This is a genomic window from Klebsiella sp. BIGb0407 (assembly GCF_024807845.1).
GTDB lineage: Bacteria > Pseudomonadota > Gammaproteobacteria > Enterobacterales > Enterobacteriaceae > JGM124.
In genome coordinates this window covers 123,732-143,864 of the sequence record NZ_JANUEQ010000003.1, presented here as the reverse complement: position 1 = coordinate 143,864, position 20,133 = coordinate 123,732, and the positions used below count along the sequence as shown (strand labels likewise).

General features: G+C 46.2%; 14 protein-coding genes. 11 read left to right on the top strand and 3 right to left on the bottom strand.

The features are described from left to right. Positions 1-158: 158 nt before the first annotated feature. Entirely contained in the window at positions 159-3,014 is a 2,856-nt protein-coding gene (gene rcsC / locus M2387_RS10745; RefSeq protein WP_259049166.1) for a two-component system sensor histidine kinase RcsC, read from the top strand. A gap of 69 nt (positions 3,015-3,083) precedes the next feature. Here rcsC and rcsB read toward each other — a convergent pair whose 3' ends face one another. Beyond that, on the bottom strand, positions 3,084-3,737 hold the full coding sequence (rcsB, locus tag M2387_RS10740; protein ID WP_259049165.1) for a response regulator transcription factor RcsB: 654 nt from the start codon (positions 3,735-3,737) through the stop codon (positions 3,084-3,086). Next, positions 3,730-6,408 carry a phosphotransferase RcsD gene (rcsD, locus tag M2387_RS10735; RefSeq protein ID WP_259049164.1) on the bottom strand — a complete coding sequence of 893 codons (2,679 nt, stop codon included), beginning with the start codon at positions 6,406-6,408 and terminating at the stop codon, positions 3,730-3,732. Before rcsD ends, rcsB begins: the two co-directional genes overlap by 8 nt. 831 nt (positions 6,409-7,239) lie before the next feature. Here rcsD and ompC point away from each other — a divergent pair. The 5 genes from ompC (at position 7,240) to M2387_RS10710 (ending at position 13,734) form a co-directional block, all read left to right on the top strand. Beyond that, positions 7,240-8,349 (top strand): porin OmpC, encoded by a 1,110-nt coding sequence (gene ompC / locus M2387_RS10730; protein WP_259049163.1) that lies wholly within the window; start codon positions 7,240-7,242, stop codon positions 8,347-8,349. 157 nt (positions 8,350-8,506) lie between these two features. Continuing rightward, a complete protein-coding gene (gene apbE, locus M2387_RS10725) occupies positions 8,507-9,553 on the top strand; it encodes an FAD:protein FMN transferase ApbE (RefSeq protein ID WP_259049162.1) in 1,047 nt (348 codons plus the stop codon). Positions 9,554-9,719: 166 nt separating this feature from the next. Next, the gene (locus M2387_RS10720) at positions 9,720-11,366 is read left to right on the top strand and encodes a multidrug ABC transporter permease/ATP-binding protein (RefSeq protein ID WP_259049161.1); all 1,647 of its coding nucleotides are present in this window, start codon (positions 9,720-9,722) and stop codon (positions 11,364-11,366) included. A gap of 318 nt (positions 11,367-11,684) precedes the next feature. Next, entirely contained in the window at positions 11,685-13,112 is a 1,428-nt protein-coding gene (gene mgtE, locus M2387_RS10715) for a magnesium transporter (protein ID WP_259049160.1), read from the top strand. A gap of 271 nt (positions 13,113-13,383) precedes the next feature. After that, positions 13,384-13,734, top strand: a complete 351-nt coding sequence (locus tag M2387_RS10710) for a DUF1304 domain-containing protein (RefSeq protein WP_259049159.1) — start codon at positions 13,384-13,386, stop codon at positions 13,732-13,734. Here M2387_RS10710 and M2387_RS10705 read toward each other — a convergent pair. Continuing rightward, positions 13,728-14,066, bottom strand: a complete 339-nt coding sequence (locus M2387_RS10705) for a DUF1294 domain-containing protein (protein WP_259049158.1) — start codon at positions 14,064-14,066, stop codon at positions 13,728-13,730. The genes M2387_RS10710 and M2387_RS10705 overlap by 7 nt on opposite strands. Positions 14,067-14,362: 296 nt before the next feature. Between M2387_RS10705 and M2387_RS10700 the strand changes: the two genes are divergently transcribed. The 5 genes from M2387_RS10700 to M2387_RS10680 all read left to right on the top strand — a co-directional run bounded on the left by M2387_RS10700 (position 14,363) and on the right by M2387_RS10680 (position 20,117). After that, positions 14,363-14,878 carry an RNA polymerase sigma factor gene (locus M2387_RS10700; RefSeq protein WP_259049157.1) on the top strand — a complete coding sequence of 172 codons (516 nt, stop codon included), beginning with the start codon at positions 14,363-14,365 and terminating at the stop codon, positions 14,876-14,878. Further along, positions 14,868-15,854, top strand: coding sequence for a FecR family protein (locus M2387_RS10695; protein WP_259049156.1), 987 nt, complete (start codon positions 14,868-14,870; stop codon positions 15,852-15,854). Before M2387_RS10700 ends, M2387_RS10695 begins: the two co-directional genes overlap by 11 nt. A gap of 153 nt (positions 15,855-16,007) precedes the next feature. After that, positions 16,008-18,437: a TonB-dependent siderophore receptor gene (locus tag M2387_RS10690; protein WP_259049155.1), complete on the top strand. Its 2,430-nt coding sequence runs from the start codon at positions 16,008-16,010 to the stop codon at positions 18,435-18,437. 5 nt (positions 18,438-18,442) lie between these two features. After that, on the top strand, positions 18,443-19,693 hold the full coding sequence (locus M2387_RS10685) for an MFS transporter (protein WP_259049154.1): 1,251 nt from the start codon (positions 18,443-18,445) through the stop codon (positions 19,691-19,693). Then, complete coding sequence (locus tag M2387_RS10680) at positions 19,680-20,117, top strand: hypothetical protein (RefSeq protein WP_259049153.1); 438 nt, start codon at positions 19,680-19,682, stop codon at positions 20,115-20,117. Before M2387_RS10685 ends, M2387_RS10680 begins: the two co-directional genes overlap by 14 nt. The last annotated feature ends 16 nt before the right edge of the window (positions 20,118-20,133 follow it).

Genomic DNA, 20,133 nt, shown 5'->3' with positions numbered 1-20,133 from the left:
CGTGCGGTTTAGTTTTATTATTTCGACAAAACTATCGACGATAATGTGGAGATCACTTAAGGTGAGGCGGTGGAGAGCTTCTTCATTGCAGCTTCACTATTTTGCGACTAACTTAACGATATCAGACTCCCTTTTACTCGCTTACTTTCAGGTCTAATTTGAACTATCTCGTTTCTTTCCGTAATACCCTGAAAATATCCCGATATCTTTTTCGGGCTTTAGTGCTGTTGTTCTGGTTACTGGTCGTTATTCTGTCTGTGTTCTATATTATCAATGTATTACACGACCGTGAGTCTGAAATAAGACATGAATTTAATACTAACTTTGATCAGGCTCAGCGCTACATTCAGCGTACCAGTGATGTCATCAAAGAGCTTAAATACGTTACTGAGAATAAGTTCGACGCAACCAGCACAACGAAACCGTCAGTGGGCGTAGATGACGAGTTACCAGAAATACCCACATTCATCTCATTGCAGCGACAATCCAACTGCTCAATTACTAGCACAAACTGGAACAGTTCTCTGCTCTCGATTAGCGCATATCTCCGTTACTGGAGAGAAAATTTTTCTACTACCTATGATTTGAACCGGATTTTTTTGGTCGGTGGCGATGAGCATTGCATTGCCGACTTTACTTTAAGAGACTCACCCTTTGAACGAGAAAAAACGTTCAAAATTTTGCAAGATAAAATACTGACATATTACAGAACACCGAAAAATGAACGTGAAAATAACCTCTATTGGGTAGAGCAAGGTTCTCGTCCCGGAACCGGTTATTTTTATACGGTAACCCCAGTTTATCAGGATAATCGACTACAAGGACTGCTGGGTATTGAGCAATCAGCCCGGATGGAAAACTTTTTTGTACCCGGTTCATTACCTGTTGGAGTCAGTATTTTCGATGACAGCGGAAAGCTGCTTATCTCTCTTAATGGCCCGGAATCGCGCATTGAACTGGAAAGCAAATGGTTACAGAGCCGGACTTGGTTTGGTTACAGCGCAGGTTTTAATTCGCTTATTTTGAAAAAGGATTTATATCCCACCTCGTTGATTGTTGTTTATTCAGTACCGGTCAATCTGGTGCTGGAGCATATACGTTTACTCATCATTAATGCAGCTGTGTTCATTCTGCTGGTGGGGATAGGTTTGCTACTGCTTACCAGAATGTATGAACGCCGCGTTTTTGCTCCGGCAGAAAACGATGCGCAGCGACTGGAAGAGAATGAACAGTTTAACCATAAAATTGTAGCATCTGCGCCCGTGGGGATTTGTATCTTACGCACGCAGGACGGTACGAATATTCTCAGTAATGAATTAGCGCATAACTATCTGGGCATGCTGACCCATGAAGACAGGCAAAAGCTAACACAAATTATCTCCGGGCAGCAGGTCAATTTTGTTGATGTACTGGCCAGTAATCAGACTAACCTGCAAATGAGTTTTGTTCATTCACGATATCGTAATGAAAATGTCGCGATATGTGTGCTGGTTGATGTCAGTGCGCGCGTCAAAATGGAAGAATCTCTGCAAGAGATGGCTCATTCCTCTGAGCAGGCGAGTCAGTCAAAGTCGATGTTCCTGGCCACAGTCAGTCATGAACTACGTACGCCTCTGTATGGCATTATTGGTAACCTTGACCTGCTGCGCAGCGAAATATTACCGAAAGGTGCAGACAGGTTGGTTACTGCAATGAGCAATTCTTCAAGCCTGTTATTAAAAATAATCAGTGATATTCTCGATTTCTCGAAGATAGAATCCGAACAACTGAAAATAGAGCCGCGTGAGTTTTCACCTCGCGAAGCCATTGGTCATATCACTGCGAATTATTTACCGCTGGTGGTCAGAAAACAACTTGGGTTGTACTGTTTTATTGAGCCAGATGTCCCTGCCATGTTGTTAGGTGATCCTATGCGATTGCAGCAGGTTCTTTCAAACTTACTGAGTAACGCTATCAAGTTTACCGACTTTGGCTGCATTGTTATCCACGTTTCTGTCCATGATGAATATTTGAATTTTCGGGTACGAGACACCGGAATCGGTATTCCGGCAAAAGAAGTGATGAGTCTGTTCGACCCATTCTTCCAGGTCGGAAGCGGTGTTCAGCATAACTTCCAGGGAACCGGGCTGGGTCTGGCTATCTGCGAAAAGCTCATCAATATGATGGATGGTGATATCTCAGTTGAGAGTGAGCCGGGTATGGGAAGCCAGTTTACTGTACGTATACCGCTCTATCATGCACAGTTTGATAAAGCGACGACGAGTGAGAAATTATCAGAGTATTGTTGCTGGCTGAATGTACATAATGAGTCATTGAGTAGTTTTCTTGAATCATTACTGACTAAACGTGGCGTTAACGTTCGTTGCTGGTCAGGAGAATCTCCAGCTCATAATGATGTATTGATAACCGACGAAAATATCATCGGTAGCTGGGGAGGGAAGGCGAGTATTCAGTTTAATCGAACGCACATTGGTCTTCCTATTGAGCCCGCTGCTGGTCAGTGGGTTTACAGTACCGTCTCACCTCATGAAATATTGACCTTACTGGAACGTATTTACAGTCTACCCATTACTCGCCCGGATACTAATCCTGAACTACCTGCGCTTCCGGCCTCTGACGAACAAAATGAAGATATGATGATTCTGGTGGTTGACGATCATCCGATTAATAGACGATTACTGGCAGATCAGTTAAATCTACTGGGTTATCGCTGTAAGACGGCCAATGATGGTGTTGATGCCTTGAGCGTGCTCAAAAAACATCATATCGATATTGTACTGAGTGACGTGAACATGCCTAATATGGATGGATATACCCTGACAAAGAATATTCGTCAGTTGGGTTTAACACTACCCGTGGTAGGGGTAACAGCCAATGCCCTGGCAGATGAAAAACAGCGCTGCATTTCATCGGGAATGGATAGCTGCCTGTCGAAACCAGTAACTCTGGAAGTGGTTAAACAGACACTGGCGATTTATGCAGCCAGGGTAAGGAAGGAACGTCAGTCAGACTAACGATTATTTGCAGAGTTGCGCTATTCCCTGGACAGGGAATAGCGCAATATTGATGTGACAACTGAGTTATTACGACTCTTTGTCTTCAGGTGTCAGACTGACAGAAGAAAGATAATTCAGCAAAGCGATATCATTTTCAACACCAAGCTTCATCATGGCAGACTTCTTCTGACTACTGATAGTTTTGATGCTACGATTCAGTTTTCGTGCAATCTCAGTAACCAGAAAACCTTCCGCAAACAGGCGTAAAACTTCACTTTCTTTAGGTGACAGACGTTTATCACCATAGCCACCCGCATTAATTTTCTCTAACAAACGAGCGACACTTTCAGGAGTGAACGTTTTGCCTTTTTGCAGTGCAGCCAGCGCTTTTGGTAAGTCAGTTGGGGCACCTTGTTTCAGCACAATCCCTTCGATATCCAGATCTAATACAGCACTTAAAATTGCTGGATTGTTGTTCATGGTTAATACGATGATGGACAGATCGGGAAAATGGCGTTTGATATACTTAATCAGCGTGATCCCGTCACCGTACTTTTCCCCCGGCATTGAAAGATCTGTTATTAGCACATTGGCATCAAGCTTAGGAAGATTGTTGATCAATGCTGTTGAGTCTTCAAATTCACCAACAATATTTACCCACTCGATCTGTTCGAGAGATTTTCGAATACCAAACAGAACTATCGGGTGGTCGTCGGCAATAATAACATTCATATTATTCATGTAATAGGCTACCTTGCTGAAGCAGACGTTTGACATAAGTGTCAATGTCGTTAATATTTTTTTGTATGTCCGGAGCATTGTTATCGCGGATATGATGCTCTAAGTTTTCACATAACTGCTTGCCTGGAAGTAGGTTTAGCATAGCAAATACACCTTTAAGACGGTGTGCTACCTGCGCCAGTGCGTCAGCGTTGTCCGCTGCTAGTTCAGCATATAATTTTGTTATGTCTTCAGGTACTGTTTCGACAAACAGGGCATAATAGCCGCTAGCATAAAGCTGTAGTAACTCCTTGTCTGCTGATGGCGATGAGGTTTGCTCAACGGCTAGCTGAGATTCTATCAGATGTAGTACCGCATCTTGCATAGCACTACTGATATTAAAGTTAACTCTTAATTGCCCCGGACCTATAGTTTGCATTTCAGCCTCATCATCACTCAATAGCAAGCCTGGGGCAGTAAGGCTGGACGGGTTATCAGTGAGAAAGATATCAAAATGCTCATTGGTAGTCCTTTCATCAGCAATAATGCAGCTCGCACCAAAGTTTTCAAGCCAGCGTACGACTATTTTCCGTATGCCACTGGAGGTAATATCCAGCATCGCAACAACGTCATCCAACAGTTTTTCATCATGGGAATCAGATACCGGAACGATTGGCATGGTCACGCGCAAGTCGTAACGGGTCCCCATTTGCTGGCTGGTTTTAAGCTGCAATGACCCATCAAGCTTAGCAGCTAATCGATTACAGAGATGAAATGTCAGACCGTTTGCTTTGCCGTACCGGTCCTGGTGTGTTTCATTCAGGAATGGGAAGGCGAGATTATCGACTTCACCGCCAGTAATGCCGGAGCCGGTATCAAGCAGACGGAACAACAAACGTCCGGTTACTGATTTATCTTCACTTATTTCCAGCGTTATTTTACCAATTTGTGTAGTGGTAATGGAGTACTGTAACAATAATATCAGAATATGGCGTAAAGTCTGTGGATCGCCGTAACGTTCAGCATTTGCTGTCAGAGTGTTATCAACTATCAGATGTAACCCTTTACGCTTAATCAAAGGTAACATCATCTTGACGACTTCATCAACTAACGACGTTAACACGAAAATGCTGTCATGCCGCTGCCAGTTATCTGCTTCCACGCTATTGAGCAGTCTTATCTCATCGACTCGCTGAATCAGCGCCTGCACTGAATTAATGAAAGGTAGGCGATGGTTTTCCGACATCGCAGTCGAAAACTCCATAATATTTTGGGCGGGATGCTGTAAAGCCTCCCCGATATGTTGCATAAAAATAACGCGTGCTTGCTGATTTTTTTCATACAGGCTTTGCGCTTGTTTGAGTCTCTTATTTACCAGAATTTCACGATCCTGATCGCGGATAAAAAAGAGTTGTGTCTGTGGTGTGATGTGACTACGGAATTGCAGTATTTCATAGAGCTCATTATTGACAGTGGCCTGAATAATTCCCTGATGCTGCTGAGACATCGACATGATTTTTTGTAAGTTCAGATGAGGCAGCAGCCGGTCAGCCATTTTATTACTAATAATGGTTCGATTTGCTTCCAGATCCCACGCGACAAACCCTAGCGGGAGGTGGGTAATAATGTCTTCATTCAGTACTCGCAGCGTAAGTAATTCGTCCGCACTGTTAACGGGTTCCGAAGCTGGAATCTGAGATCGGCGAAAAGTCATTAATCCAAAAATAGTGAGTCCAAGTAAGCCTAAGTTAAGAACTAATGGCAGAAGAGTATTTTTCAGGACATCCAGTAGCAGCACGCTATAAGGAACTTGCCATATCAGAGTCAGTGGCGTGGTAATAATGGGCGCAGTAATCTCGATACGGGCACTGGTGAAACGGGTGCCGGCGACTCTCGGAGCTTCTTTTTCAACTTGTGTTAGTTGCCCGGTTGGATTTTCGGGCTTAATCAGAAAATCATCCGGAGACATTTTGGGCGGAAGTAAATTATTGATGGGTAGATCAAAGGCAACGACAGTCGCCAGATGGCCCGGCTGATTAAATGTCGTTCGCAGGGTAAAGTAATAAATATTCTGCCAGTTAAGCTTACGTAGTGACGAGAAACTTTCACGTTCATCCAGAACATTGGCCTGGTGTAGCATCTCTGCGCGCCGTGAGTCGATAACTGAGGCAAGAATGGAGTCACGGAACCCAGAAGAGATATCCCTTAAAGGCAGGGTGGAAACAAGCGTTAAGCTATTATCAAGGCCATTTAAGTAGTACATCGACCAGGAGTTATCTTCCCCTCCCCAGAGTATATCCAGATAGCGAGAGATCTTCTGTGCCACACCAAGGGTTGCATCATCGTGGGCGCCAAAGATCAGCGCTTCTGTTTTAACACGTGGTTTTTCTAAATAATAGATGTCCTGGCGCAGGCGTATCTCCTGCATTCTTTCATCGGGCAGAGTCTGGTCAAAAGTAATATTGTTATACAGTTGCCATGTCGCATAACGGTATGTCTCTACCCGTTTGTTGAGCGTATCGGCAATGCCGCTAACCTGTTCACTTTTTGTCGCTATCCAGTTGCTTACTGCGCTTTGCAGCATGCTGGCGAGGGTGATCAATAGCACCACGATTAATAACAAAAAAAAGTGCGTGATTTTGCCAGACACAAACGAAACCTTGTTAACAGAAGCGTTCTCAGATTGATCCATTGTTTATGCACAACCCGGCGCAGAACGCCATTTAAAGTGGATTAAAACCATGCCAGACGACGCAACAGAATACCGTAAATTTTCCCTGATCGTCGAACAATAAGCATACTTTTACCCTTCTTTTGCGGCATTGGTTACATGGACACTGAAAAGAGTATAAAGGTTTAATAAATGATTCGCGCACTATAATTTTAGGATTAATCCATCATTAAATGCTGTTCAGGCGTTTGCATAAAATTTTTTTTAGTCTAGCGCTTTCGAAGGATGAGATAAAAATATCTTCCACTTTTATTAAAAATTGATCGGGGATAAGAGAATGAGTAACAGGAGTTACAAAAAATCAAACGATGACTTAATAACCAGGAAAGATGTGAGTTTTTAAGAAATAATGTGGAAGTGTAATGAAAGGTAAAAAAAAACCGGATGTAAGCATCCGGTATTAAAAAATGTGAAATGACATTCAGATTCGAATGACGATAATAAATAAAATTAATGATGATAGCGGGGACTATTTTAAGTGTGAAACAAACAAAATAATTACCATTCAGTGCTAAATTTTGGACTATTTGTAACCTTCTGAAAATAATGTAATTTATATTTTTTTGACTATTAGTGCTAATATTATCGCCTTAGCTATTATTATAATAGTTCCCTTATATTAACTTTTTGTTACATCTATATTGATAAATGAAACATATATTTAGTTTTGGTATCATAAAGCCATTGGATTATTTCTCTTTTGTTCCGGACAATGTGTCTGCCTGATGGTTAATACGTTGATCATTGTGCAGTGGTAAATAAAAAGGCATATAACAAATAGAGGGTAATAATATGAAACTCAAAGCTCTATCCCTTCTGGTTCCAGCATTGCTGGTAGCTGGCGCAGCTCAGTCTGCTGAAATTTACAACAAAGATGGCAACAAATTAGACCTGTACGGTAAAGTAGACGGCCTGCATTATTTCTCTAAAGATAAAGCAGAAGACGGCGACAAAACTTACGTCCGTGTGGGTGTTAAAGGTGAGACCCAGATTCAAAACGAACTGACTGGTTATGGTCAGTGGGAATACGAAGTTAAGGGTAACACCAGCGAAGATACCTCTAAAAACTCTACTCGTCTGGCATTTGCTGGTCTGAAATTCGGCGATGCGGGTTCTTTCGACTATGGTCGTAACTACGGCGTTGTTTATGATGTAACTTCATGGACTGACGTTCTGCCTGAGTTCGGTGGTGACACCTACGGCGCAGATAACTTCATGCAGTCTCGTGCTGGTGGCGTAGCGACTTATCGTAATACTGACTTCTTTGGTCTGGTTGATGGTCTGGCATTCGCACTGCAATACCAGGGCAAAAACAGTGACAATAGCTCAGAAGGCGGAAATCGTAGTCCGTTGACCGCAAACGGTGACGGTTTCGGCGGTTCTTTGACCTATGATCTGGGTCAGGGTATCAGCATCGGTTCTGCTATCTCTAGCTCTAAACGTACTGGTGCGCAGAACGACTTGGCTTACGGCGAAGGTAAAGATGCAACCACCTATACCGGTGGTATGAAGTTCGATGCGAACAACATCTACCTTGCTGCTCAGTATACTCAGACCTATAACGCAACGCGTTTTGGTAAAGATGCAGAGATCCCAGGTTTTGCGAATAAAGCACAGAACATCGAATTAGTAGCACAGTACCAGTTTGATTTCGGTCTGCGTCCATCCCTGGCTTACCTGCAATCTAAAGGTAAGAACATCAACAGCAACGTTGGTGGCCAGGACTACGGCAACCAGGATCTGCTGAAATATATTGATGTTGGCGCAACCTACTACTTCAACAAAAATATGTCTACCTACGTTGACTATAAAATCAACCTGCTGGACAGCAATGAATTCACCCAGAAAGCCGGTATCAACACCGACAACGTCGTTGCTTTAGGTATGGTTTACCAGTTCTAATTTAACGTGCAGCAAAGAGGGTGGTATTTTTACTCTCTTACTCGTGAAAAAGGCGCCTTATGGCGCCTTTTTTGTTGATATTAATTTCTGTTATCAATCTGTTTTGTATTCTTTTTGTATCGTATTCTGATGTGTCCTAACAATGAGAACTCTTCCCATGAACTTACGTTTTATTCGCCATAGCTGGCTTGTGGTACTGTTTTTGGTCCTGGCGGGCTGTGATAACCAGGAAAAAACGGTCTCGCGTGGTCTGATCCTTGAAGGCAAGACGATGGGAACATACTGGCGAGTGAGTGTGGCTGGGGTGGACAGTTCTCAGGAAAAGGGATTAAGAGACAAAATTCAGGATCAGCTGGACGCCGATGACAGATTAATGTCGACCTGGAAAAATGATTCTGCACTATCGCGTTTTAATCAGTTTAACAGTACTGCGCCTTATCCCGTCAGCGAAGCGATGAGCGATATTATTACTATGGCACTGCGTATTGGTGAGAAGACTGACGGTGCCATGGATATTACAGTGGGACCTTTGGTCAATTTGTGGGGATTTGGTCCCCACAAAACGCCAGAAAAAACGCCTGATGAGGCAGAAATTGCTGCAGCAAAAGCCTTAACAGGCCTGCACCATCTTCAGGTTATTAATGCCTCGGATAAACAATGGTTACAGAAGGATTTACCCGATCTTTCAGTTGATCTTTCAACCATCGGCGAAGGTTATGCAGCAGATCATCTGGCCCGTTTAATGGAACAAAATGGGATCAGTCGTTATCTGGTTTCGGTCGGGGGAACTGTGGTTGCCAGAGGGATGAATAGCGAAGGAAATGCCTGGCGGGTGGCGATTCAAAAACCGACCGACAGGGAAAGTGTGATTCAGGCTTTAGTTGACATTAATGGTCATGCGATCAGTACCTCAGGTAGCTACCTGAATTACTATGAGCTTGATGGCAAACGTATCTCTCATATTATCAACCCCCAAACGGGCAGACCGATAGACCATAACTTAGTCTCAGTTTCAGTGATTGCGACAACCGCGATGGAAGCAGATGGCTGGGATACGGGGTTGATGGTGCTCGGAGAAGAAAAAGCGAAACAAGTTGCAGAGAAAGAAGGGCTGGCAGTTTATCTGATAACCAAAGGAGAGAATGGTTTCGAAACCTGGATGTCTCCCCAGTTTAAAACTTTTTTGCTGAATGAGTATAAATAGGCTATTTCATGTTTACTTTTTCATCAATAAGTCAGGATGTATGACCGCCAGAAGAGTGGTTTCGTCGTTCACCTGTCCTCTAAAAGAGAATAAAAATGAGAATTATTCTTGAAGTGAGGGGCAGGCTGTTTAAACTGCAGGCTGTGTTATTTTAGATGATTGAGCTATGGAACTTTTACGTGTGGTATACCGGCAGTATCGCTGGCCTTTTTTGATAGTCATGTTACTAAGCCTCATTAGTGCAGCATTGGGTATCGGTCTTATTGCGTTCATCAGTCAACGCCTGATAGAAACCCCCGATCTTTCATTATCCGTACTGCCTGAATTTCTGGCATTACTGTTGTTGTTAATGGCGGTGACACTTGCCTCTCAACTGGCGTTAACGACGCTTGGCCACTATTTCGTTTATCGCCTGCGCAGCGAATTTATTAAACGTATTATGGATACCCACGTTGAGCGTATAGAACGGCTTGGCGGTGCGACTCTGCTAGCGGGTTTAACCAGCGATATTCGTAATATCACCATTGCTTTTGTACGATTACCTGAATTGGTTCAGGGCATTATTCTGACCATTGGCTCTGTTATCTATCTGGGATTATTGTCACCGAAAATGCTTTCTGTCACTGCTGTCTGGGTGATTATCACCATTTTTGGCGGCTATATACTGGTGTCACGCGTCTATAAACACCTCGCTATACTGCGTGAAGTTGAGGATTCTCTCTATGATGACTATCAAACGGTGATTGAAGGTCGTAAAGAGCTGATGCTTAACCAGGAACGTGCAGAATGGATTTATAACCAGACTTATACTCCCCATGCTGAAAAATACCGCCGGCATATTATTCGTGCAGATACCTTCCATCTCAGCGCGGTGAACTGGTCAAATATTATGATGCTGGGAGCGATTGGCCTGGTCTTCTGGATGGCGAATAGCCTTGGCTGGTCAGACAGCACCGTTGCGGCGACTTTTGCACTGACGTTACTTTTTCTTCGTACGCCGCTGTTATCGGCGGTCGGCGCTTTACCGACGTTACTAACCGCCCAGGTCGCTTTTAATAAACTGAATACCTTCAAGCTGGCACCTTTTGACCCCTCTTTCCCGCGTCCACAGGAAGCTGCCCCCTGGCAGACCCTGGAAATGCGGGATGTGGTATTTCAGTATGAAGATAATAATTTCAGTGTCGGGCCGATCAACGTCACCATTAAACGCGGTGAATTACTGTTTTTAATCGGCGGTAATGGTAGTGGTAAGTCAACCTTTGCGATGCTCTTGACCGGACTTTATCAGCCAGTATCAGGGGACATTTATCTTGATGGTAAGCGGGTGACTACTGAAAATATAGAAGAGTATCGTAAACTCTTTTCGGCAGTATTCACGGATGTTTCGCTGTTCGATAAACTACTGGGGCCGCAGGGCAAAGAGGCTGATCCTGAACTGATCGCTGACTGGTTAGCTTATCTGAAAATGACGGATAAACTGGAACTGGAAAACGGTAAAATCCTCAATCTTAAGCTTTCGAAAGGGCAGCGTAAGCGTGTCGCCTTACTCCTGGCATTAGCTGAAGAACGTGAAATAATTCTGCTGGATGAATGGGCCGCCGATCAGGATCCCCATTTCCGTCGTGAATTTTATCAGATACTCCTGCCGTTAATGCAGCAACGTGGCAAAACGATCTTTGCTATTAGTCACGACGATCATTATTTCAGCCACGCCGATCGTTTGCTGGAAATGCGGCTGGGGGAACTGAGTGAATTAACGGGGCTCGAGAGAGAGCAAGCATCCCGGGATGCAGTTGCCCGCACTGATGTTTAACCTGCCTTAAAAAAATCCGCGTAATTTCCTCAAAGGCTAATGTTATCGGGATCCCGGTGACATTAGCCTGCACGACACACTATCATCATAAACTTACCGCATAGTTCTTGATAAGAACGGTGGTTTTATTCTGCTGATAAACGTTATCCTTATGTCCGTTCACGACCTTATTCGCTCGTTCTTGATATGTTGCCCGTGCGATGTCGTTGTGACGGAGGTAGTTTGAATTATTTAGGGTGTATACTACACAGAGGCTCATTACTTAATTTAAATATTCATCCGATAAACTAGAGCCTTGAGTCAGGGAATCGCTTATTTATGACTGTCTTACGAAAATACAGTACGAAGCAACGCGATATGGATCGCGCACGTATTCTTCATATCTTGCTACTGAATAAAACGGTTGCTACTGCTATTCTGGCGAAAGAGCCCTTCGCGGAAGAACCGGGTGTTGAGCAGGATATTGCTGAGATAATTAAGCTTGTTTCCCGGCTGTCGGCTCCGGACCTGGCTGATGTACTGGAAGCATTGCCCACGGAAGAACGTCTTGCTCTATGGAGCCTGGTGAGTGAGGAACGACGCGGTAGCGTACTGGTCAAAGCATCAGAAACCGTATGGTCTGACTTGATTGAAGATATGAGCGATAAGGCGCTGCTTAACGCACTGCGGCCGCTTGATTTTGATGACCAGATTTACCTCGCACAATATCTGCCTCGTGACCTGATGGGGCGTTTTTTACCTACATTACCTCAGAGCGCCCGGGCGCAAGTACGCAAAATCCTCCACTATGATAAGCACAGTGTCGGCGCTATCATGGATTTCGAGGTTATTACTGTTCGGGCTGATATCTCGCTGGCAGTGGTTCAACGCTATTTACGTATCCGCGGAAAAATTCCACAAAACACCGATAAACTCTTCGTCACGCAACGGGATAACACGCTGATTGGTGAGTTAAAACTGACTACTATTCTGCTTCATCCCCCGCAAACGCTGGTTCAAAAAGTGATGGACGAGAACCCGGCATGTTTTGCTCCCGAAGATAATGACGAACAGGTTGCCCGAACCTTTGAACGTGATGACTTAATCAGTGCCGCGGTGATAGACAGCGGCGGCAAACTGATGGGGCGTCTGACCGTTGATGAGATAGTTGATTTGGTGTACGAAGAAACCGATACCGATCTGCGCCGGATGGGGGGGTTGAGTGCTGAAGAGGACGTATTTGCCCCGGTCAGCAAGGCTGTACGTACCCGCTGGGCCTGGCTGGCGATTAACCTGTGTACCGCATTTATTGCTTCCAGGGTTATCGGCATGTTTGAACATACTATTTCTGAGCTGGTGGCGCTGGCATCCTTGATGCCGATTGTCGCAGGGATAGGCGGTAATACCGGGAATCAGACCATCACTATGATTGTTCGAGCCCTTGCCCTACAGCATATTCAGGCTGGCAATATCTCGTTCCTGATGATGCGCGAATTAGGCGTTGCGGTGATTAACGGTTTAGTCTGGGGGGGCGTGATGGGTTGCGTTACCTGGCTCTTGTATGACGATGCTGCCATGGGCGGAGTGATGACTCTGGCGATGGTACTTAACCTGTTACTTGCCGCCCTGATGGGCGTCGTGATACCTATGACGATGGCAAAATTGGGTCGTGACCCGGCGGTCGGGTCCAGTGTGATGATAACGGCTATTACCGACACCGGTGGATTCTTTATCTTCCTCGGCCTTGCAACGATATTTCTGCTCTGAAGCCCGCCTCTTTTTCCTGCCCGATTACGGGCAGGAAGTCGGTTTTTCCAGTCAGGTCCAGGCCTGACAATACAACAACACGCATTTTTAGCACTTTTGCGGTCTGTGTGGTTTCTTGCAGCAAAAAAAATCCCGCACAGTGGCGGGAGAAAGGATATCAGGGCATAACCAATGAGGGTATATATTAAGTAAGACAGGGATGAATCAGCTTAGTTCACTGTGCGCGCAAATTAATCACGCTATTTTTTGTTTACTTCGGGAAGGCTTCGGTATGTTATCAACTGTTCTCATCATTCTGGTCGCAGTGATTCACCTCTATATTCTGATACTGGAAATGTTTCTCTGGGATACCCGCATTGGTCGTAAGGCATTTAATCTGACGGCTGATTTTTCTCGTGCGACAAAAACGCTGGCGGCCAATCAGGGCCTTTACAACGGCTTTTTAGCCGCAGGATTACTTTATGGCGTATGGGCAGGTGAAAGTGGATTTGCGTTTAAAATTTTCTTTCTGATCTGTGTGCTGATTGCCGGAATCTATGGGGCGTTAACTGCCAACAAGAAAATACTCTATGTACAGGCTCTACCTGCATTACTGGCGCTTATTGCTCTGCTTTTTCAGTAATACCAGCTCCACCAGAACAGGGCTCCGATGACGATAATATTCAGTATCACACTGAGGATAAACAAATTCTTAAAAGGCTGTTTTTGCGTTTTATGCCGAAAGAGTTTCTGACCACAAATGGCGCCCGGCCAGCCACCAACAAAACCCAATAATAGTAAAGTCGATTCTGGCACTCTGCGCCAGGATTTTCGGGCAGCGTATTTATCCACACCGTAAATAGCAAATGTCAGCACATTCACGAGAAATAACCAGGTTACCACTGAATCAGATTGAGCCAGGCTTGCTGCAACTGCGAGCATCAACAGTAAGTAACAGAAACGCTGAAGATTCATACTATTAATCTCACTGAGCCTCAATTTGAAAGAGGAAAAATTATAGCCGATATTTATTGGCAGTACTCAATTGTTAAGCAACGATTTTCTGGACTCCTGCCTGACTTTATTCTGTGTATTGACAGACGATGAAGATCCCAGTTTTCTTGTGCAGCGTTAAATCTATTTACTTGCGGCACACTAGAATTATCCTCAGGCCTGAGTAATAATCCCCGACCAACTGACCGCAGCGAAGACTGATGGCATAGGAACTGTGAGTGTTCTGGTAGTTTTCTTTAGTCTCGGGATTCGATCTTATGGCCGATAAAGGCAAGGATCTTACTGCGTTATATCAAGCCGAACGTAAACGCCTGGAGAGTCAGATCAACCGCAAAGTTGGCTGTCGCAGTACGGCGAGCGATCTGGTGCAGGATATTTTCCTGCGACTGTGGGAAAAAGCCGTCGAGTGGAAAGGTGACTCGGCAGCTTACCTGAGTCGCTGCGCGCGCAATGCTGCCATTGATCATCTGCGGGCCGAGAAAACGCGTGCGGAATATTTGCGTGAAACCTTGCCCGATAATCACATGGGGCTGTCCGCATCGCCAGAAGAGATAATCTCCGCTCATCAAAATATCCGTCATATCGATGAGATTCTGGCCTCTCTGCCGGAGAAAACACGACATATTTTCCTGCTTAATCGGGTTCACGGTCGAAGCTTCTCTGAAATTGCCGCTGCCATGGGTATCTCATCCCGCGCAGTGGCAAAGCATATGGCGCGTGCGGTTGCCGCCTGTGAAGACAACACCGTTAGTGGAGTAAACAATGTCGAATAATGCTGTGGCCGGAAATGCCGGGGTCCGCGCTGAAGCTCGTCGCTGGTTTCTTACAATGCAGAATAATCCTTCACGCCGACAGCGGGCTGCCTGTGATAAATGGCGTAAGAGTTCTCCTGAGCATGAAGAATCCTGGCAGGCTATCGAGTCCGTCTGGCAGGATACGGCCGCTCCGGGTCAGTTACTGGCAGAAAAAGAAGCCGGTATTCTCTCCGGCTATCTGGCAGTGATGGATAAAAATAAAGCACGCACTACGCGCCGTCGAGTGATATCAGCCAGCGTGTTCTCTCTTTTGCTGGTGATAATGATAGTGACGGGGGTACAAAATCCATCCTGGCTACAGAACCTCTCTGCCGATCAGGTAGCTATGAAGGGAGAACGCCGTGAGATACTTCTGGCCGATGGCTCAAAAGTATTACTGGATGCTGATAGCGCATTCAGTGTCGATTTTACTCACGAATCTCGTCGTATTCATCTGTTACGCGGCGGTGCATGGTTTGACGTTACGCCGTCAAAAACGCCCTTTATTGTTGAAACCGATATGGGGAATGTTCGTGTACTGGGCACACAATTTGATGTACGGCTACAGAAACAGGGCGGGGTAGTGACTCTGGTGCGTGGCAGTGTGGCCGTTAGCACTGATGCTCATCCGGAGCCAGTGGTTATCAAACCAGGGCAGCAAGTGGGGTTTAATCAGCATGGCATAGATAAACCTGTGAGCGTGAATACTCAGGATGCGACAGCCTGGCATAATGGTCGTTATATATTTTATCGTACTCGCCTGGCGGATGTCGTTCGTGAAGTTGAACGTTATCGCAAAGGCTGGATAGTGATCCCTTCTGCGGATTTGGCGGATCAGCGAGTGACTGGCAGTTTTTCACTGGATGATACTGATAAAGCGCTGGCGTCATTACAGGCCAGTGTCGGTTTTAAGATGCATAAAAAAACGGATTTCCTGGTCATTATTTCGCAATAAAAACTATTTGTTTTACAGTGGCTTGTGATTTTTTTTAAAAAAAAGACATTTTTTAGTTCAGCGGTGCCGGTTCTGGAACGTAATGATAGTGAAAATGATAATTAATAGTATTTTCATTTGAATGCGTTTATCAGAACAAAAAGAGGCACGTCAGTGAATAATAAAAAAATTCGGCGCGTAGGTTATGTATTAGTATCGGCATTGCTGGCAGGGCAAAGCACAACCAGTATCGCGACTGCCGCTGTACAGCAACCACAGGCACAGCAATTCAATTTTAACCTTCCAGTCAGCCCTGTGACCCAGTCAGTGAATGCGATAGGCCGGATAACCGGTTTGTCCGTCGTCTTTCGTGAAGATAACGCCATTGAGGTGATGGGAAAAGCGGTAAAAGGTCGAATGAGTGTGGATCAGGCACTGACGACGTTGCTGAGTGGAACCGGGCTTGGCTATCGCTTCAGTAATGAAAGCACTGTCCAGATTTATGTTCTGCCTGCGAACTATGCTGCCAGCAGCGACACAATGGTCGTGACAGCATCGACTAATGGAAGACTCGGCCCGGTCAACGGCTATGTTGCCAGCAACAGCATGGGGGCGTCGAAAACCAATACCTCACTGATGAAAACCCCCGAATCTGTCAGTGTCATCACCCGCGATCAGGTTGAGACCCAAGGTGCACAGAGCCTGACTCAGGCATTACGCTACTCCGCAGGTGTTGCGGCAGAAGTGCGCGGGTCTGCAACACGCTATGATTTGCCCTATATTCGTGGTTTTGGATCTCCGGTCGATGGTAACCAGTACCTGGATGGACTGCGTATGCTACGAGGTGGCGGTTACGCTATTCCGCAAATTGAAACATTTGGTATCGAGCGGATAGAGTTTCTTAAGGGACCTTCTTCTACGCTTTACGGCGGAGTGAACCCCGGCGGTCTTATCAATGCGGTATCTAAAGCCCCCTCCAGAGAATCACAGCATTCGGTTGAGATGCTTTACGGCAGCCACAAACGGATGCAGTTAGGTCTGGATTCTACAGGCGCACTGGCGGACGATAACAGTCTGTTATACCGGATGATTGCGCTTGGCAGAAAGTCCAATACTCAGGTGGTTAATACCAAAGAGGAGCGCCTGTTTGTTGCGCCTTCCCTGACCTGGCTTCCGAGCACAGATACTTCTTTTACGCTGAATATGAGTTACCAGCGCGATCCTGAGGGTGGCTACTATGGCATTTTGCCGACGGTCGGGAGTTTATGGTCAAGTTCTGCCGGGAAAATCCCACGTAATTTTAATGATGGTGATCCGAAATATGATGAGTTTAGTCGCACGCAAACGGCGGCAGGTTATCAGTTTGAACACCATTTTAATGACACATGGACCGTGCGCCATAATCTGCGCTATCTCGACCATAAGACCATCACTAAAAGTCTCGGAACATCCGGGCTGGCTGCTGACGAACAGACCATCACACGCTATGCGCTGGGTACGGATGAAACATTACGTGGCGTAACATCTGACCTTCAGTTACAGGCGGAGTTTGATACGGGCAATTTTTTCCATACGGTTATCAGCGGTTTCGATTATCAGGATTACTCATGGCGACAAATGCGGGATTATGGCGCAGCGCCCTCCATTGATTACCTCAACCCTGTCTATGGTGTGGCAACAAACCTGCAGCTTGCGCAGATAACCAATCAGAAACAGCATACCAACCAGTCAGGGTTCTATTTACAGGATCAGATTGATTTTAATAACTGGACATGGGTTGTCGGTGGACGTTATGACAAAGTACGCATCCGAACCGATAACTATCTGAATGCGTCGTACAGCATACAGAATGACTCTGAGGTTAGCGGTAAAACCGGGCTGATTTATAACTTTGATAATGGTATTGCACCCTATATCAGTTATTCCACCTCTTTCCTGCCAGTCACAGGAACGGGCAGCAATGGCGCGGCTTTTAAACCGACGACTGCCCAGCAACGTGAGGCGGGTCTGAAGTATAAGCCCGCGGCTTTTGATGCACTCTTTACTCTCGCCTGGTTTGACATCATTCAGAAAGATGTGGTGACTTATGCGAATGCTTATACCACCTATCAGACCGGAGAACAGCGATCGCGAGGTCTGGAATTCGAAACGAAAATGGCACTCAATGACAGCGTTAATGTCACCGGGGCCTTTACTTACACCAAAGCCGAAATCACCAAAAGTCTGGCGGTGGATCAGGGTCAGAAACCTATTGGCATCCCCGACTATACGGCATCGCTATGGGCTGATTACACGTTCCGCCAGGGACTGCTACAAGGCTTAACCCTGGGAGGAGGGGGGCGCTATGTTGGAGAGACTGTCGGGGGCTATTCACCTAACGTCTACGCAGCCAATGCAACCCGTCTCGATGTCCCGGGCTATACCGTATTTGATACGGCGATAGGCTATGACTTTGGTAAAGGGTTCAGTTCGCTCAAAGGGCTAAGCTCTCGGCTTAGCGTGAATAATCTGTTCGATAAAACCTATGTTACCTGTCTGTCGAATAACTTCTGTAACTACGGTAATGAGCAGGTAGTGAATCTCTCCGTAAACTACCGCTGGTGATCCTGATGACTTCCTGTGAACAACACAATAGCAGTCCGTTGCCCGTAAGGAGCGGGCAATGGGCTATCCTGCTGGCGATAAGTGCGTTGTATATTGGCTTTGGTATGACAATGGGGCTTATCCAGGGTGGATTCCCCACCATCATGCGTGACCGAGGGATGAGTCTTGAATCGGTGGGCTGGCTTTACGCACTCTATTTACCGCTGGGTGTGGCATTCCTTTGGTCACCGTTGGTTGACCGCTGGCGGCCTCCTTTTTTAGCACCCGAACTGGCATGGATTGTACCGATGCAGCTCGCTTCCGCCCTGGTGGTTGTGGCGGCAGCATTTATGGAGGGAGCCTCACTCCACCTGCTATTTATTCTGGGTCTATTCGTTGCTTTTGCTATGGCGACCATGGATATTGCACTGGATGCCCTGGCCGTGGAACGTATTGAGGCGGCCTGGCGTCCGCGTGCTGCTGCCTGCAAGTTAGCGGCGCTGTCCATCGGAGCAATGATTGGCGGTGGCGCTTTTGTGGCACTGTTTAACGCTCTTGGCTGGACGCTTATTTTTCTCTGTTATGCCGCCAGTCTGCTTATGCTGATAGTCCCGATGCTGCTATTAACCCGAGGAACCTCATCACTCTCCAGGGCTCCCATCGCATCCGGACAGGGGGCCAGCTTGCGTAAGTTAATCCGGCACCCCGCACAACGAAAACGACTGATTTTGCTGACTCTCTGCTGCTGCGTTATTTTTCCACTTTCGGCACTTAACCGTTTGATGTTACTCGACCTGAACGTACCTATGTCATTAATCGGCGGGATTGTCGGTACGCTTGGTCCCGTCACGATGCTGCTGACCGCGGGGGTTTCAGCGCCATTAATGCAACGTTTCGGCTTGCCCGAGGCTATCTGGCTTTTTACCATTCTGGGCGTCTCGGCGTTAGCGGCAATGATAGTGGGTTACACATGGGTTCTGCCCTGGCTTGCGATATCCGGGGCGGTAGCCATCGGGGCTGCGGTGAGCGGTATCTATGTTGTACTGAGCGCCCGGATCCTCGGGTGGTCACGAACCGAACAGCCCGCGACCGATTACGCCACCTTTTACGGTGTCGGTCGCTTTGTCAGTACGCTAACAACGATAGCCTTTGCACAGATGGTTGCGTGGCTGAGCTGGCCTCTATTTTACCTTGGTGGAGCCGTGGCTCTGCTGATAGTCGTAGGTTTGCTGCATAATTCAGTAGATGAAAAGGATAAAGAGTATGAACCCGCATAATAGTTATCCCGGCGCGCAGCCGGATGCTGAAATATTTGATGTGACCGACTGGCCGATTGTCTTCATTCGTTTTCCGCAACTCGGTATGCCGGACAGAACCCCTCGTTTGCTGAACGGACTCAGCGAATTTCTGACCCAGCAGCAGCGGGTGGTATTTGTCTGGATCCCGGCGCGTCACGGACACGATCGTGAACCTCATGAGGAAGAAAAGCAGTCAACGCGCTGGATGAAACAGTATAAAAATGAGCTGCGTGACTGGTGTGCGGGCTATGTCTATATGACCAGCGATCCCGAAGTCCGTACCAGCTTGAGTACACTTTTTCCTAAACTGAAGAAAATTATGCCATTCCCGAAAACACTGGCAGATGACAGGGAAGACGCTTGTGCAAAGGCACGGGAATTCCTAGCGAATCCAGCAACATAAGGTAGTCGTGCGGCGG